The 17,458-nt window shown below is 37.2% G+C and carries 16 protein-coding genes; 9 read left to right on the plus strand and 7 right to left on the minus strand.

Annotated features, from left to right (window positions below):
* The first annotated feature begins 2 nt into the window (after positions 1-2).
* The 4 genes from trpA to AC2CGR_RS01635 all read left to right on the plus strand — a co-directional run bounded on the left by trpA (position 3) and on the right by AC2CGR_RS01635 (position 3,602).
* Positions 3-779, plus strand: coding sequence for a tryptophan synthase subunit alpha (gene trpA / locus AC2CGR_RS01620; protein ID WP_270185382.1), 777 nt, complete (start codon positions 3-5; stop codon positions 777-779).
* 74 nt (positions 780-853) lie between these two features.
* Positions 854-1,213 (plus strand): DUF4029 domain-containing protein, encoded by a 360-nt coding sequence (locus tag AC2CGR_RS01625; protein ID WP_087965433.1) that lies wholly within the window; start codon positions 854-856, stop codon positions 1,211-1,213.
* A gap of 115 nt (positions 1,214-1,328) precedes the next feature.
* Positions 1,329-2,828, plus strand: a complete 1,500-nt coding sequence (locus AC2CGR_RS01630) for an L-lactate permease (protein WP_484480459.1) — start codon at positions 1,329-1,331, stop codon at positions 2,826-2,828.
* A 90-nt stretch (positions 2,829-2,918) separates the two neighbouring features.
* Positions 2,919-3,602: a DUF2278 family protein gene (locus tag AC2CGR_RS01635; RefSeq protein ID WP_484480460.1), complete on the plus strand. Its 684-nt coding sequence runs from the start codon at positions 2,919-2,921 to the stop codon at positions 3,600-3,602.
* Positions 3,603-3,616: 14 nt separating this feature from the next.
* Here AC2CGR_RS01635 and AC2CGR_RS01640 read toward each other — a convergent pair whose 3' ends face one another.
* Complete coding sequence (locus tag AC2CGR_RS01640; RefSeq protein ID WP_087965429.1) at positions 3,617-4,450, minus strand: hypothetical protein; 834 nt, start codon at positions 4,448-4,450, stop codon at positions 3,617-3,619.
* 196 nt (positions 4,451-4,646) lie between these two features.
* On the opposite strand from AC2CGR_RS01640, the gene AC2CGR_RS01645 reads away from it, so the two are divergent.
* Both AC2CGR_RS01645 and AC2CGR_RS01650 read left to right on the plus strand, forming a co-directional pair.
* Positions 4,647-5,432 (plus strand): zinc ribbon domain-containing protein, encoded by a 786-nt coding sequence (locus AC2CGR_RS01645; RefSeq protein ID WP_270185381.1) that lies wholly within the window; start codon positions 4,647-4,649, stop codon positions 5,430-5,432.
* A 19-nt stretch (positions 5,433-5,451) separates the two neighbouring features.
* Positions 5,452-6,687, plus strand: coding sequence for a TcaA 3rd/4th domain-containing protein (locus AC2CGR_RS01650; protein ID WP_484480461.1), 1,236 nt, complete (start codon positions 5,452-5,454; stop codon positions 6,685-6,687).
* A 39-nt stretch (positions 6,688-6,726) separates the two neighbouring features.
* Here the strand turns inward: AC2CGR_RS01650 and AC2CGR_RS01655 are convergent, their stop codons facing one another.
* Entirely contained in the window at positions 6,727-7,155 is a 429-nt protein-coding gene (locus AC2CGR_RS01655; RefSeq protein ID WP_087965423.1) for a hypothetical protein, read from the minus strand.
* Positions 7,156-7,354: 199 nt separating this feature from the next.
* Here AC2CGR_RS01655 and AC2CGR_RS01660 point away from each other — a divergent pair, with 199 nt between their 5' ends.
* The 3 genes from AC2CGR_RS01660 to AC2CGR_RS01670 all read left to right on the plus strand — a co-directional run bounded on the left by AC2CGR_RS01660 (position 7,355) and on the right by AC2CGR_RS01670 (position 9,834).
* A complete protein-coding gene (locus tag AC2CGR_RS01660; RefSeq protein WP_131101660.1) occupies positions 7,355-8,689 on the plus strand; it encodes a CoA-disulfide reductase in 1,335 nt (444 codons plus the stop codon).
* Between the two features lie 100 nt (positions 8,690-8,789).
* Positions 8,790-9,278 (plus strand): GNAT family N-acetyltransferase, encoded by a 489-nt coding sequence (locus tag AC2CGR_RS01665; RefSeq protein ID WP_087965417.1) that lies wholly within the window; start codon positions 8,790-8,792, stop codon positions 9,276-9,278.
* 145 nt (positions 9,279-9,423) lie between these two features.
* Complete coding sequence (locus AC2CGR_RS01670) at positions 9,424-9,834, plus strand: DUF3908 family protein (RefSeq protein WP_484480462.1); 411 nt, start codon at positions 9,424-9,426, stop codon at positions 9,832-9,834.
* Between the two features lie 30 nt (positions 9,835-9,864).
* Here AC2CGR_RS01670 and AC2CGR_RS01675 read toward each other — a convergent pair whose 3' ends face one another.
* The 5 genes from AC2CGR_RS01675 to odhB form a co-directional block, all read right to left on the minus strand.
* Positions 9,865-10,455: a class I SAM-dependent methyltransferase gene (locus tag AC2CGR_RS01675; protein ID WP_087965413.1), complete on the minus strand. Its 591-nt coding sequence runs from the start codon at positions 10,453-10,455 to the stop codon at positions 9,865-9,867.
* 92 nt (positions 10,456-10,547) lie between these two features.
* Positions 10,548-12,089, minus strand: a complete 1,542-nt coding sequence (locus AC2CGR_RS01680; RefSeq protein ID WP_087965411.1) for a SagB family peptide dehydrogenase — start codon at positions 12,087-12,089, stop codon at positions 10,548-10,550.
* A gap of 15 nt (positions 12,090-12,104) precedes the next feature.
* On the minus strand, positions 12,105-14,054 hold the full coding sequence (locus tag AC2CGR_RS01685; RefSeq protein WP_484480463.1) for a TOMM precursor leader peptide-binding protein: 1,950 nt from the start codon (positions 14,052-14,054) through the stop codon (positions 12,105-12,107).
* Positions 14,051-15,970 (minus strand): putative thiazole-containing bacteriocin maturation protein, encoded by a 1,920-nt coding sequence (locus tag AC2CGR_RS01690; protein WP_087965407.1) that lies wholly within the window; start codon positions 15,968-15,970, stop codon positions 14,051-14,053. The genes AC2CGR_RS01685 and AC2CGR_RS01690 overlap by 4 nt, the downstream gene beginning before the upstream one ends.
* Before the next feature lie 125 nt (positions 15,971-16,095).
* Positions 16,096-17,355 carry a 2-oxoglutarate dehydrogenase complex dihydrolipoyllysine-residue succinyltransferase gene (gene odhB / locus AC2CGR_RS01695; RefSeq protein WP_000569898.1) on the minus strand — a complete coding sequence of 420 codons (1,260 nt, stop codon included), beginning with the start codon at positions 17,353-17,355 and terminating at the stop codon, positions 16,096-16,098.
* Positions 17,356-17,458: the final 103 nt, after the last annotated feature.

Below are 17,458 nucleotides of genomic sequence, written 5' to 3' on the forward strand. Positions count from 1 at the left end.
AAATGGGAGTAGAAAAAATTAAAGAAGCATTTGAAAATGGCAAGAAAGCATTTATTCCGTACGTAATGGGCGGAGATGGTGGCCTTGAAAAATTAAAAGAAAGAATTCGTTTTCTCGATGAAGCAGGAGCAAGCATCGTTGAAATTGGTATCCCGTTTTCAGATCCAGTCGCAGATGGCCCAACGATTCAAAGAGCAGGGAAACGAGCGCTAGATGGCGGTGTAACATTAAAGGGCATTTTTCAAGCGTTAGCAGAAGTAAGAAAAGAAGTACAAATTCCGTTTGTACTCATGACATATTTAAATCCAGTACTTGCATTCGGAAAAGAACGATTCATTGAGAGATGCTTAGAGGCAGGTGTGGACGGTATTATCGTTCCAGATTTACCGTATGAAGAACAAGACATTATTGCACCGCTTCTCCGAACTGCAAATATCGCTTTAATCCCACTCGTTACCGTTACGAGCCCAATTGAGCGAATCGAGAAAATTACGAGTGAATCAGAAGGGTTCGTCTACGCCGTTACAGTAGCAGGCGTAACAGGAGTACGTCAAAACTTTAAAGATGAGATTCATAGTTACTTAGAAAAAGTAAAATCACATACGCATTTACCGGTAGTAGCAGGGTTCGGTATTTCAACAAAGGAACATGTAGAAGAAATGATTACAATATGTGATGGAGTTGTTGTTGGAAGTAAAATTATTGAACTGTTAGAAAATGAAAAACGAGAAGAAATATGTGAATTCATACAGGCAACAAAACAAAAAGAAGAGGCGTAAGTCTCTTCTTTTTGTTTTACGTAATAAATGTTAAAATATACAGAAAATACATATAATTCAGAGGGTGAGAAAGCATGCTAAGACGTAAACTACTATATCTTCTTTTAACTGTACCACTATACGCTTGGCTCATTAGCATGACGAAAATAGAATTGATGGCTCTATTTTTAGGATATGTATTCATCTTTTCTAACTTAAATCGCATTCAAGAGCAATCTATTTTAGAAATATGTCTATTTTCGATTAGTATAGAACTATTTAGTATCGTCTCGATTGTATTATTAAATGAATTATTTGGATGGATCCATTCATTTGAATTAATGAAATTTGGGAATGTTGTATTGCAAGTAATATGTGCTTATATTGTGTTTGTTGTGTTAGACAAAATAGTCGGACAGCAGACGGTTTTTCAGGATAAAAGAAAATGGGGGTGAATGAAAAAGGTGCCGTTTGGCTCCTTTTTTAAATCTGTTGCAAAAACAATTGAAAATTATGACATCTGTTATATAATAGTTAAAAATTGTATTTTTAATGAAAAGAGATGATAACATGGCCATATTGTTGGCACTTATCCCAATTATGATGATTTTCATTTGTTTATTTTTATTGAAACAAACGTCATTAAGGTCTTCTTTAATTGCTTACGTTGTATCTGTTGGAATCGTTTTACTTTCGCCAACATTTCAACTAGGGATAAGTGAAACTGTGCACGCAACGATTAAAGGTTGGTTAATTTGTTTTATTGTCGGGTACGTTTTATTTTTCGGTATTTTTTTATTTCACCTCATGAACAAAATGGGGTACATCGATCAAGTAGCGCGTTTTTTAGAAGAAGTGACGCAAGATCGTTTATTACAAATGCTTCTTATGTGTTTTGGTATTTGCCCACTAATTGAATCAGTAAGTGGATTCGGAATCGGCTTTATGGTTGCAGCACCTATTTTTCTTTCATTAGGTTATAAACCGTTCCAAGCTGTACTGCTCTCGTTTATCGGCTTACTAGCTAGTTCATGGGGGGCAATGGCAACCGGTACGATTATCGGTTCGCAGCTTACCAATATGCCTCTTACAACACTCGGTACAAATACAGCGCTATTAAGTATTCCGATGTTTGCTTATTTCGTCATTCTTTCTTTACATGTTGTTGGTGGCTGGCAGGCCGTTATTGAAAAGTGGAAGGAAGGATTCGGTTTCTTTCTATTATTTTCTCTCGGAATCTATCTTTCTAACGCATACGTAAGTGTAGAATTAGCAGGTATATTAAGTTCTATCGTTACCATTACATTTGGATTTCTTATCATTAAATTAAAGGGAAAAAATGAACAAAATCTAATGACAGAACATGCTGCGGCAACGGAGAGAGAAGTATCTATTCTAAAAATTATTAGCCCTTATATATTTCTAACGGTTTGTATTTTACTTTCTCGCCTCGTTCCTGCATTACATGACTTGTTCAGATCATATGCAGTCCTTGATTTAAAATCATACTCTTACAAATTAGAAATGCTGTATTCACCAGGATTTTGGCTCGGTATGACTTGTTTATTTACAATCATTTTCTTCCGCATTCCATCTCATATTATGAAACAATCACTCTCGCAAACGATAAAACAATGGATTCCATTTGCGATTACGACGACAATGTTTATCGCCATTTCAGAACTAATGGGTGCATCTGGCATGCATGCATTACTGGCAAAAACAGCTGGTGACACATTTGGAACCTTTTTCGTTTTCGTTGCTCCGTTCATCGGTGGAATCGGTGGCTTTTTAACAGGTAGTAATGCAGGATCAAATGCGATGTTCATAAAACTACAAATGCAAACGGCGCAAAACCTAGCACTCCCGTGGCAATACGTCACAACATTGCAAAACACCGCATCATCAGTAGCGACGATCGCTTGCCCGTCACGGATTACACTAGGTGCGTATTTATGTAACATTCCGTATCGTGAAAATGAACTATTAAAAAAGACGACATTAATGATTTTTGGTGCGGTGTTACTTGTAGTGGTAGAGGTTATTGTTTGGTATATGTTGAGAAATTAAAAATCCTCCTAACATAGGAGGATTTTTTTTATGAGTGGATAATGATTTAAATATGAATAGCTTCTACTAAATGAATAGGAGATGAAATGTATGCCCTTAAAAAATTATGGTGTGTTAAAAGGTACCGTTATACAATCAAAGATTGGAAAAGGGAAAATACCTCATTATCAAGTTCATTTACAAGGTGAAGCAGAAGTAGATTATCGTATTGCAATTAACGTAAAGTCGCAAAGTTATCCGTCAGAAGTTTTATATTTTGCAAGCGACAATATTCGGTCAGAGGCGATTCATATTTTACCAACATTACCATTTGGTTTTACAGAAATAAAAAACAATGAACCGAAAGTAGCTTTAGACTACGTAAGAGGTAATGTATTTGATTCGAAACAAATGATTCCTTTACCTGCTGAAAAAGCAGGAGTGGATAATGATTTAAATGAAAAAATAGAACGTTATATAAAAAGAGCAATAGAAGAAAAAGCAATTATTTACGCGTTTGGTGAAAGATGGGGACCAGAAGAAAATACACCTGATTCTTACTTTCATTTCGAGCCAGGAAACGGGATACATGATATTCACATGAATCAAGGAAATGTAGAGAAATGGAAAGGTGATAATGGTATATGGCAAGACGGAGGAATACTCATTCATTTTGAAAAGGAAGAAAAATGGATTGGTATCTTTCTTGCCTTCCAATCGCAGTCATGGTGTACCGATGAAGAGGGACATGCTCGTGTTCCGGTTGAACATTGTGATTATAAAGGAAATAATTGACAAGAGGAGGGCGTTCACAACGAACGCCCTCCTCTTATTTTATAAAACCCAAAACTAACAAGTGTAGAAAGACAAGAGAACAGAAGTGCCACACTAGAAAATGCAATGAGGTACATATTATATTTCATCACTTTGCCAATGAGCTGGTTACTGTCGTACTGGAACAGTCCTGCTATTATATTGAATAAAAATAACAAGATAAACATGACGATAACACCGTCTATTGATCCTTTAATATCTGGTTTACTTAAAGCGATATGTGCAGAAATACAAATGGCGATAAATAAAAATAGCCAAAAGGAAGGATTCAATACATTATTTATTGTAAATAAGCTCTTTAATAATATGAATGTTGACGAGAGCATGTTTTGAACCATTTCTACATTAATAGAAGTAGAAGCGATTGTTTTTTCGAGAGTTGTATTAAATAAGAAATATGAATTTGGTACGAAATAGCGCATTAAAAGTATTAGTGCAGTAATACCGGAAATAATAGGACCAATTCCAATGAAGAAATTCCCAATTCGTTGATATACACTTTTTTGATTGTATTGATGCTGTACGTAACCTAAAGCACCTTGACTTGTATCTGTTGGAAAAAACTGCGTTGCTACAATTTTATGACGGAACAGCACGCACATAATGGCATGTCCAAGTTCGTGAATAGGAACACCGATCCAAGCCGTTAATAGGAATCCTTTTCTTCCGAAAGCTCTCGACCAATACATTCGTGTGAGAGATTCTAAATAACCTAATAGAAATCCAATTACAATGATAACACCAATTAAAGAAGATAATTGGATTACGCTTGTAAGGAGTATTTGAAAAATTGAGTTTACCAATTCCATTGTTTTTCATCCAATCTGTTAAAAATATTATTTATTCTGTTTCATAATAGCATTTTTTTTCAAGATTGCTAGCACATATATTTTCTTTCGGAAGAAGGATTTCAGAATCTTTTTCTTGTAGTCATGTTTTATGTACAAAGTCATATATTGAATTTGTAACACCCTATACGGTATATGCTTAAGGAGGGATGAGAGAATGAAATGTCCGGCGTGTCATACAGAAAATGCAACAGAGGCAAAGTTTTGCGGGAATTGTGGACATTCGTTAACGGAGGGAGCAGTAGCGAGTAGTGCACAGGAAGAAGGTGAGCAACAGGCACGCGTAGCACAAGAAAAGGAAGCTCGACCAAATGAAACGGTAGAGCAAGCGAAGCGGTTTGCAAGTGGCTATTTTCAGTTCTTTAAAAATGCTTTTAAATCCCCATCGACTATTATGAAAAGTGGAAGTATTGAAGTACGAAATGGAATTACAAGTCTCATTCTTATTTGTTTTTTAGGAGCATGTATTTTTTATAGAATAATGAGCGCTGGGGCAGCGCTTACGAGAACTTTAGTGCCAGATGTTTCTACTCCTACATTTTTTGGAGAAGCTATAACGGTCTTTTTCTTTCTATTGATTTTAACTTTATTTGTCGGATTTATTATTTTTGTAAGTGGGAAGATGATGAAATCTTCATTTACATTTTTTGAAGTATTCGGTGTATGGGGAGCAATGGCGACGCCAGCTATTGCTATATTAGTTCTTTCTTTTCTGTTTAGCTTTTTATTAATCTTTTTCTTACCAATCTTATTAGGGTTGGCTACAACGTATATGGGAATTAGTATAATTGTCGCTATAGTAAAACTAGATAACGGCGGATTAGATCCTATTTATACACTACTTATCGCAAATGTTTTAATCGGAATTGCAACATTCATTGTACTGTGGTCTTACATTAGCACGATAATTCAAACCTTTACACAGGGAATAACTGGCATCTAACGAAAAGGTGGTTGGATGGATGAATGTATGTACAAAGTGTGGGGCTCAGTTTGAAGAAGGTGTGCAATTTTGTCAAAACTGCGGGATGAAGAGGGGAAGTCCTGTAGTAAAGAAGAACATGAGTGGTAGTGCAAAGGTTGGTATTACGCTGTTGGCAATATTTGTTATAGCGATTGTCGGACTCTATTTGTACGGATCATCGTATTATAAGCAGTCGGCACAAGTAGACCGGATGATTACGATTTTACAAGAGCAGGATGGGGAGAAGTTAGCTGAAATCGTCACGGCAGATGATCCGTCAGTTGTTATAACGAGAGAGAGTCTAATGCCACTCTTTTCGTATATAAAAGAAAATCCATCTTACGTGAATGAATTGAAAGAACATTTGAGGATAGATAAAAAACAAGGGAACGGAATCGAAAGAACAGACTTTTCGTTAACGAAAGACGGAAAGTATTTCTTTTTATTTGATCGGTATAAATTGAAAGCAAAGACGTATTATACGACGTTGCTTTCAAATGAAAAAGGTGCAGCTTTAAAAATGAACGGAAAAGAAATTGATAAAACAGATGACAAAAAGTTTGAGAAGCAATATGGACCGTTTCTTCCGGGAACTCAAGTGTTTCAAGCAGAATATAAAAATGACTATGTGAAACTATCACGTGAAGAAAAGGTTGTACTTATGAAACAAGGTCAAAATAATGTAACGATAGATTTAACGTTGCAAGGTCAATATATTACTGTCCAAACGAACGTGCCTGGTGCAACATTGTACGTGAATCAAAAGCCAGTTACAGCGCTGGTTGGAGAAGAAATTACGTGGGGGCCTGTAGCGACTGATGGAAGTGCGACGATTTATTTAGAACGAAATGGAGAAAATGGAAGGGAAACGACGAAGGTAGAAACGGTAACGGCATTTCCTTCGTATAATCTTCCATTCCAGAAGAAGAGCTCGGAAAAAACAGTTGTTTACAATGTTACTCCGCCAGCTACGACTCGGTATGTATATAATGGCTTTATCTTCCCTGATAGTGATATTCGAAAACTAACGAGTGCGGACTTAGCATATTTATCGAAAGAACAGTTGAAAATAGCGAGAAACGAAATATACGCAAGACATGGACATATGTTTCAAACGAAAGACATGCAAGCGTATTTTTCAAAACAGTCTTGGTATAGAGAAAATCCATATTTTACAGGAAAGCTAACGGATATTGAATCTTATAATGTTGAACTAATCAAATCAAGAGAATAGAACACGTGAAAAAAGGTACAGTGCATAACTGTACCTTTTTTATGGTTTTTTATCTGAACCAGGATCCCTTGAGAAAAAGATATGAAAGAGGAATGTGACTTTACTTGCTCCTCCTGATGTACTTGCTTGCACATCAGATAAACCATTAGATGTTAAAACACCTTCAGAATGAGGGGGTACGACTATTTTGAGATTATCATCTGATTCTGATGATGCAGTAACTGTTATTGTATCATCAGATAAGTTCAAAATTTTCACAGTACCGATTGGTAAGATGGACTTGCCAGCGTGTGATGCTGAAGCGAAGCGAGAGCCTTTCCAAATCGTTTGTGGGAAAGTCTCATCACTAGATAACCAAGCACGAGCACTATAAATGGTTGCGTTAATAGAGAATTCTTGATCAAGCGACAAGGCGGGTTTTGGTTCTTTCGGTTCCTCTGGAGTTTGAGCGAGAAGGCCGGCGCACATATGTGTTTCACCTACTTTCAATTGTTACTGTTATAGCATATTAAACATATTGCTTATAAGACACGACAGTTACCTATTCAGGCATAGGTTTGTGCACAAAATTTGAAGATGAAATTCTCTTTCTTTACAATGGAAGTAGGTGTTATTTCTATAAAATGTGGAAAACGTAAAGAATATGTAAAAAAGAAGGAGTGGTAAAGTGAACTATGTCATTATTGGCGGAGATGCAGCTGGTATGAGTGCAGCGATGCAAATTGTTAGAAACGATGAAAATGCAAATGTTGTGACGTTAGAAAAAGGTGAGATTTATTCATACGCGCAGTGTGGGTTACCGTATGTCATTAGTGGTGCTATCGCTTCAACGGAAAAGTTAATCGCGCGTAATGTAAAGACGTTTCGTGATAAATATGGAATTGATGCGAAAGTACGACATGAAGTAACGAAAGTAGATACGGAAAAGAAAATGGTATACGCAGAGCATACGAAGACGAAAGATGTCTTTGAATTTCCGTACGATCGTTTATTAATTGCGACCGGAGTACGTCCTGTTATGCCAGAATGGGAAGGCCGAGATTTACAAGGTGTTCATCTTTTAAAAACAATTCCAGATGCTGAGCGCATATTAAAAACGCTAGAAACGAATAAAGTTGAAGATGTAACCATTATTGGCGGCGGTGCAATTGGGCTTGAGATGGCAGAAACATTCGTCGAACTTGGTAAGAAAGTAAGAATGATTGAGAGAAATGATCATATCGGTACAATTTACGATGCAGATATGGCGGAATATATACATAAAGAAGCAGATAAACATAATATTGAAATTTTAACGAATGAAAATGTAAAAGCGTTCAAAGGGAATGAACGAGTAGAAGCAGTTGAAACGGATAAAGGTACGTATAAAGCGGATCTTGTTTTAGTATCTGTTGGAGTGAAGCCAAATACTGATTTTCTTGAAGGAACAAATATACGTACAAATCATAAAGGGGCAATTGAAGTAAATGCATATATGCAAACGAATGTGCAAGACGTATATGCAGCTGGTGATTGCGCAACACATTATCACGTTATAAAGGAAATTCATGATCATATCCCGCTCGGAACGACTGCCAATAAACAAGGGCGACTTGCTGGACTAAATATGCTGGATAAACGAAGAGCCTTTAAAGGTACGTTAGGTACAGGTATTATTAAATTTATGGATTTGACGCTTGCAAGAACAGGCTTAAATGAAAAAGAAGCAAAAGGACTACATATCCCGTATAAAACAGTTAAAGTAGATTCGACTAATATGGCGGGCTATTATCCAAATGCGAAACCACTTTACTTGAAATTACTATACCGTTCTGACACGAAACAATTATTAGGCGGACAAGTAATTGGAGAAGAAGGTGTAGATAAACGCATTGATGTAATCGCAATGGCACTCTTTAATAAAATGAGCATTCACGATTTAGAAGATGTCGACTTAAGTTACGCACCACCATATAACAGCGTTTGGGATCCAATTCAGCAAGCGGCAAGGCGAGCAGAATAGCACTTTTTAAGTGCTATTTTTTTTGCAAAGGGAGGTACACTTTTTTAGCGAATAATAAAGAGGGAGAAACAGTTATAGATGGGAAAGGGGATCATTAAAAATGTTTGCAACACTTCAAACCGTTCAAGAATCAGAAAAAGAAATATTACGTAATTTGTACGCACTATATCTACATGACCTCTCTAAGTTCACACCTCATATAACAATTGGAGCAAATGGCTTTTTTGAATACGAAGATTTACATATGTTTTGGGAAAATGACGGAATCACTCCGTATTTTATTAAAAGTGATAATGAGATTGTAGGATTTTTATTACTACTGGAACGTCCATTTTTGAAGAAGGAAAACGATTTTGGTATAAATGACATTTTCATATTGAATCAGTACAAAGGAAAAGGAATCGGTAAACAAGTTATTGAGAGTTTGCTAAAGGAGAAACGAGGACAATATTTCGTTATCGAACTTGTGAAAAATGTACCAGCTGTTTCTTTTTGGAAGAAAGTATATAGGGAGCTAAACATCGAATTTGATGAGAAAATACAGTTAATCGATGAGGAAGAATGCCTCGTTCAAACGTTTAAAATATAATGAGATTGGTGCTCCTAGTATATTACTTTGAAATTTAACTTTATTTTGAATATAGCGTTCACCCTTGAAAACATAGTATTTATCGCTTATATTTTCATATAGTATTTATTTTTTACAAAGCAATGAACGAACCAGGGGGCACAGTATGGCAATTAATATGAAAACAATCGAAGAATGGATTGCTGAATCAAACGCAAGACATGAAGAAGACTTTGGACACGTTATTGAAGAGATGAAAGAAGTATGCGTTGGACTTGATAATGCGACATTAATTTATACGAAAAATGTATTTTGTTTCGGTAAGAAAGTAGAAGTATTTTTCTTCTTCCAAGACCATGTCGTGATCGGACAAGAAAAAGACGAATATGTTGAAATTGAAAAATTAAAGTATGATGCCATTACAAATAGTAATTTAAAAACAAATGACAAAAATACAATGTTAGAATTAAAGTTTGCTAACGGACAAACTATCAATTTAGATAGTTTAAATGATAACTACGGTACGAAAAACTGGTTATTTGCAAGACAAATTAAAAGTATCTTTAAATTAATCTAGTAAAAAAGCAGACCTCAAAGGGTCTGCTTTTTATTTCATTCCTATTACACAAAGGCATCCTCTTTCTTCATAACATTTCACATTTGTAAATCCTGTCTTATAAAATAGGTTTATTAATTCTTCATTCTTTTTCCATTTCTCCATATGATAATGAATTTTAAAAGTTTCAGCTACTAATAAAAAAGATCCTTTCGGTTGTAAGACGCGAAATACTTCTTTTATATCTTGTTCCACATCAGGCCAGAAGTAGTGTGTTTGAAAAGCGGTAACGAGATCGAAGAAGTTTGTAGGATAGGGAATAGAAGAAACGCTTGCTTGTTGAACAATGACTTTTTGTTTTTGAACATCCTTTATATTCGTCTGTATAGAATTTTTTATAGCTTGGTCGGAGTAATCAATCCCGTATATTTTCCCAAGTGGAGTTCGTTTTGAAAGAGTGTGTATCGTTTTACCGCCACCACAACCGATATCTAATATGATTGCATCTTTCTTTATATGTACTTTCTGTAGTGCCCAATTGGTTAGTCTCGTATGTGCACTGTTCATAATACAAAGCATGGAAGAACCAATTGTCCCGCGAGGATTTTTTGCTTGCTGGATTAATCGTTGTAAAATGCTCAAGTTAAACTCTCCTTTTATGTAAGAATATATACTCATTTCGCTTTTTATAAATTAAGTCCTTTAAAAAAAGCACGCCGTACACCGGCGTGCTTCTAATTACGCAAATCCCCTTTTAACCAATTCCGCGCCCGATAAGCCCCAACAGGAATTTGAATAAGTGACGTTTTATTTCCAGCATCTATCCCGTATAGCTGATCACATGAATTTGTATCAAAACTAAGTAAAGGATGCCCGCCCATCCCCATCGCGGTCGCTGCAAAAACGAGTTTATGAACGAGTATACCAGCTTCCATTTGATGAATGCGGTATCCTCTATAACCTAATGCATTTGTATAGTAATCTTTCTTTCCGACTACATGCAAGCAAAGCGGCACTTGAAAAAGGTTTACGTTATCCATCGTCATACTAGATTGAAGGGGATAACGAAGGTCCCCATATCGAAGTGGTTGTATGGAATGCGTTTTACTGTTATAAGTGTAAGCACCGTTTTTTATATCTTTTACGTTATAGAAACACCCATATAATGCGACGCGTGCATTTTCATTTACATACTGACCATCAAGGTCGTTGTAATAAGGGAAGGAGAGGCTCGCTTCTTGTAGTAAAGTAGCGAGCTCGGCTGCATCCCATTTCGTTAAAGTAAAATCAGCATCGGGTGAATACCGTTGTTTACATAGTTGTAAAAAATCGTATGATAATCGCTCTACTTTCGGTAGTTGTACAGCGTGTGCATGATGTTGATAGTGCTCTTCATGATGTAGTGTTTGGAAGTGTGCTGTCGATTCAATCATAGAAGCTTCATTTATTTTTGTTATCATCGGATATTCATCTACATGTTTTGAGCGAATGAAATGTTCATGTGCGAGCGACGGGATTTGTTGTAACAACTCATGGGAAGTAACTGTTTTATTTTCGCGGTAATCATTGTGAAACCAATCAATTTGCGGCTCTGTGCTGAAAGGAACAACAGCATACACGCTTTCTTCGCCTTCTGGCAGTCCGAGTAAATGATTGATTGCACGATCTAAAAACTGAAAATATACGCCATTTGTGTAACCGAACTGTTTGGCACATTCAAGTAATTGTCCGATGAGAACACCACTATCTAACCCTTGAAGCCGATACGAAAAGTTATTGTATTTAAAGTAGTTTTTCCAAAACATAGTGGATACGAATGCAGCACCAAAACAAGACTGTAAGTTACAACGATTGCCGAGTGCTTCTGAAAGATAAGAATCGAAATTCCCTTCGCGTAGTAAGATAAGTCGGTGATGCGCGGCATCGTAATGGTAAATACCGTCTGGATAATCGTCAATCTTTAAATATATATACAATTCATTTGGATATAAAGCACCGCCGGAAGGGATAGATCTTCGGAATAAAATTTTCTCGCTATTTAGCTGACATAACTGGGTTAAACCAAATGAGCACCAAAGGTAATGACCAATCTCATTCAAAGTAGGTGTAGTAGAAGAGTTGGGTAAAGATAATGGGATTTCTAAAGAGAGAGGAATGATAGGTACATTTCGATATAATTTATAAGGAAGCGGTGCATCTTCCCAGTCCACTTCATGATTCGGCATAATTTCGTCTATAGAAAAATGGAGATGATGTAAAAAAGTATCCAGCTGCATAGAATCCCTCCTTTACTATGGAAACGGATGCGGATGTGGATTTAATTGTTCATTCGTTAAAGGCTCAGCGCTATATCCAAGCGTCATCGGTACGGTATACACTCTATCCAGTCCTGTAACCCGAGTAAGATGGTGACCGAACGTCATCGGTAGCATGCCTGGAATAATGACTTTTACACAATGTAATCCGTTTTTTTCTATAAGAGGTACGGTTTGATCTACAATGATTACTTCAAGTCCAGATTGCCCTAGACGGTTTAAAAGTTGATGAAGATCGGATGTTAAATCAAGATCAAATGATTGTAACCTGTTCATTTCTTGGAACGTTTGCATCGGGGCATCGTTACGCAGAAGAAAGTGAAGACGTTCTTCCGCTTCTTTCAATCCGTACAACATACTATGGTCTCCCATTTGGCTAACGAGATAAGGGTCCTGTAAGCAGTTTTCGTAGTGCTCTCTTTTTTGTTCAAGCTCATCGTCTGTTATAAGTAACATGCCTGCTATTTCGTGAATGGCACTCTTTAAAGCGCGGACTGGGTCCAAATGAGAGCCTCCAGCGCAAACAACGTTCATTCCATTTTCACGCGTATTTTTCGCAATTACCCATAAGCTTGGGATGCCATGTTCCATCGTTGCGTTAAAAGCATGCAATTCATAACCGGTAATCGTGTACAGCCGCTGAATCATTAATTGTAATTCCGTATCATTTGCTGAACTAAGATCAAGGCGGGGAAGAGGTAATGCAGCATACCAAGTGAGCAAAAAGGCGTCACGCTCTACAACTTCTAAAATGCCGTGAAAAATTGCTTCTTCTAAACTACCACCAATGGCACATCCATTTGATGTTTCATATACGTAAGCATCTCGATGACCGAGGCTATAATAAGCGATTGATTCAGGAACTAAAATTGGCCGGTTTTGTGACAATGAATATCCCCATACCCAGTTTTGTTCATAGTCAGGATCAAACGGTTTAAATGGAAAACCATCACGATTATAATGTTCATTTGTATGAACACCGAGCGTAAGGGGATTCAGTGCATGATCCTTTAAATCATGAAAACTACCATGCACATTCGTCTTTTTCCCTCGAGGTGACATACCACAATATCGTTCTAAACCTTCTAAAATAGCAGTTGCTTCACTTATTGCAAATGAAAGAGTTCGGCCTGCAACCCCTTCATTTCCGAACAGTAACGGCATGTTTATAATAACGTCAGCAAATGGTAATAAAGAATGCTGCATTTTTCCGTTCAACATACCGACTCGGTAATCTAAATAGTCCTTCGTTAAAAATGTGTTTAGTTCATGAATGGAACGACAGCGATATGTTGCATCACTTGTTTTTAAGCTCGGTTGTAATGAAATCGCTGCTGCATCTGCCGTGTCATCAGGCAAATTACTACATACAGGACAGAGCGGATCTAGAAGAAAAGAATGCCGCGTACATTGCAGTGTTTGTAAGTTTAGTAAAATGAGTTCATTTTCTAAAGAAGAATGAGTATGAGTTAATATTTTCTCTGTTTCTGCGCAAATAAGATGGCACATTTGCAGAATGCCATTTTGGGTGGCACGTACATCACGCCTCGTTACGTTTTCTTCTTTTACCGCATATTTTCGTTGTAACTCCCACATTTCTTTTTGATCAAATCCAGCGATAAAGCGTCGTCCATCAGCACAATGAGTACATCCTGCTGCAAGAGGATGAATATAAGGACCGATAATACCTTCACCAAATGAAGTAAAACCACGTAGCCACGGAATATGATTTGAACGGAAAATTAGCTCAGCGTCATGATGAATAGTAGAAGGAGAGCCGTCGTGTAATACGAGAGCGAGTTCGATATTTTCAGGGAGTTCATCTGCAATTGTATGTTGGCGAATGATGGAATATTGTTTGCATAATTGATCATGTACATAGTCTGCAAGAAGGCTATCTCCTATAAGCAATATATTTTGAGTCATAGACCGTCCTCCTTTGCAATTAATACGCCATACACACCATCTAAGTTTTCTTTCAAAAATGATTCAATCGCTAAATCAAACACAAATGGATAAAAATTATGTTCTTCTAAATGGTGCAGGGCAAGTTGTAATGATTGCATACCTGGAATTTCTTTTTCCGCTTGTATTTCCACTCTAAAAGAATCCGTGTCATATAAAATAATAGAGGATTCAGGCAAGATATTAGTTCTGTAAGGAGTCTCTTCATTTTGACTATGAAGAAGTGATAGTTGTAGTGCGTTTCGTAAGGCTAACGTCATATTAATATTAGATGCACCATACCATCGATCATTTATACCGACCCAAACGACTGGAAAGCTGAGAATATCTTCACCCATTGCGATTTTAGGTGTTTCATGAATTGTAGCGAGGGCATCGTAATAAAATCTACAATGTTTATCATGAATTTCGGTTAAGTCGATCGTCGTAATTTCTTCTAGCATATGTGATTGTCGTTCATACAGTTTGTGATTTAAATGTTGTTGTAATGCCCGGTATACACCCTCTGTCATCGTTTCTCCAGCGCCAATACCGATATCGGTATGTTCAGGGATAAGGCGGTGCATAATTTCTGCTACGTATGTTTCAATTCCTACTAAACCAGCTTCTCGGCGCGCTTCATTGTGAGTTAAACCAGCGCAAGTCATAAGAGGCAGGAGGGAAGCTGGGCCATCTGATAGAGGTGTAGCTACTTGAATATTGCATTGTGATAATGGTAATTGATATAAATCTTCTTCATCCCATACATGGAATATACCAGCTTCTTTAGAAGTTAATGAATCGAAAAAACGGAATAAATCAGTTGAAGTATGCTGGATAGACCGCTGCTCAAGTTGTTCAGAAAGATTTTCTATCGTATCAATTGTAAAACTTTCATCAGTTGCGAGAGGATGTTTTATAAAGGGATGCCATGTTCCTTCGAGTGTTTCATAATTTAATAAAAAGAATTGAGGTTCTTTTTCTCGGTAAGAATCATTAGCAACGTGCTTAAATAATTCAAAAACGATTATATTTGCTAGCATTGCAGATGTAATAGGAGAGAAGGCGGCTGATGAATTTTCATTTTGTAAAGTCGTTTCATGTAGTCGATGCCATGCGGATTCCCAGCATTCTTCACGATTAGCCATTACGACAGGACCAGCTAAACCAACTGTTGATAAACAGACGGCTGGTATGAAGTTCTTTCCTACTTCCTTGCAAATCGTGTGAACTGCTCTTAGGCCATCAATATCTCCATTTTGAGAAACGTATAAAACCCAGTCGAAGGGCTCGAACACTTCATGCAGGGGACGATCAATTGTCGTATCTATTTCTTGAACAAGTACAGTATCATCCACTTCATGTGCAAGTTCTATTAGCTCATGAATGCGGTCGTAATTCGTTTCTTCATAATCTGTCACAAGGTAATGGAAGGTAGGTAATCCGGATTCTAATAAAGAAGAAACTAAGGAAGTAAGCATATCTCCAGAACCAATTATAAGGACATTCGCTTTGCGGTACGTTTCGAATTTTAATGCGCCTGAATGAGAATCAGCTTCTAGAAACTCAATTTGCGAAGCGTATCTATCAAGTAATGCGCTGTTTAATTCATGAGGTGCATCTTGACTTACATCACGGACAAACCCATTTGTATATAAAATCTCTCCAATTTCAAACACACGATTTTGATAGGGAAGAGGGAGACCATCCGTTATTTCTGCTAAAGAATAATTACCGTTAAACATCGGCATTAATTTTTCAATCCAATTATAAATTCCATCACCGTCCATACGAAATGAACTGGCGTTATTTCGAAAATAGACACCCCCGTTTGAGTCGGGGAGGAAGAAAGTATCTTTATTTGCTTTCAATTTTGCATGAATTGGAAGGGTACTCATTTTAATCCTCCTTACGTTTTAGGCATACATTATTAGCTTATGTCATGACATTTGTCCCGTATGAACGCAATAAAAAAAGGCTGTAGAATGATTCATTCTACAGCCTGGAATAGATTGTTAATCTATCAACCTTCTAATAATAATGATTTTGGATCTTCAAGCATATCTTTAACAGCAACAAGGAAGCTAACTGCTTCTTTACCATCAACAATACGGTGATCGTAAGATAAAGCGATGTACATCATTGGACGGTTTTCCATACGCTCGTTATCAATTGCAACTGGACGTACTTGGATTTTGTGCATTCCTAAAATACCAACTTGTGGGCTGTTTAGGATCGGTGTTGACATTAGAGAACCGAACACACCACCGTTTGTAATTGTAAATGTACCACCTTGTAGTTCTTTTAATGAAAGTTTGTTGTCACGTGCTTTTTTACCTAATTCACGAATCTCGCTTTCGATTTCAGCGAAGTTTAATTGGTTTGCATCGCGTACAACTGGAACAACTAATCCATCTGGAGCTGCTACTGCAATACCGATATCATAGAATTTTTTAATGATAAGCTCGTCACCTTGAATTTCAGCATTTAATAATGGGAATTGTTTTAATGCTGCAACAACTGCTTTTGTGAAGAATGACATGAAACCAAGACGTACATCATGTTTTTTCTCGAAAGCATCTTTACGCTCTTTACGTAATTCCATGATTGCAGTCATATCAACTTCGTTAAATGTTGTTAACATTGCAGATGTTTGTTGAACTTCTACAAGACGTTTTGCAATTGTTTGACGGCGGCGGGACATTTTCACGCGCTCAACTGGTTTTTCGAATTCAGTTTTTGCAACTGGAGCAGGAGCTGGACTTTTTGGAGCAGCTGGTGCTTCTTTTGGTGCTGCAGCATGAGCTTGTACATCGTGTGGTCTCACACGTCCAAGTGGATCTGTGCTACGTACGTCGTTTAAGTCGATTCCTAATTCACGAGCCATTTTTCTAGCAGCTGGTGATGCGATAGGACGGTTTGTATTTGGTAAACCTTGTAGAGTTGCAGTTTGTTCAGCACTTGGTGCCGCAGCTTTTGGTGCTTCAGCTGTTTCTTGTTTTGGTTGCTCAGCAGCCGGTGCAGGTGTACTTACTGCAACTGGTGCCCCGTTTGCGTCTAAAATTGCGATAGTTGCGCCAACTTCAACTGTATCCCCAGGTTCGCCTAGTAACTTCGATACAATACCTGAATCTTCTGCAATGATTTCTACATTGACTTTATCAGTTTCAAGCTCAACAACGCTGCCACCTTTCTCAACTTTGTCGCCTACGTTGATAAGCCATTGTGAGATAGTTCCTTCAGTAATAGATTCTGCAAGCTCAGGTACTTTAATTTCGATCATTTTAAATGTCCTCCCCTTATTTGCCTAACGGTGTGTTTTTTCTTCTTTTGTCTTCGGTAATCTCCATTTGTTAGCCGCCCCCCTGGGCAGAATATCTGCCCAG

The sequence above is a fragment of the Bacillus sp. LSHTCR4 genome (assembly GCF_057197025.1).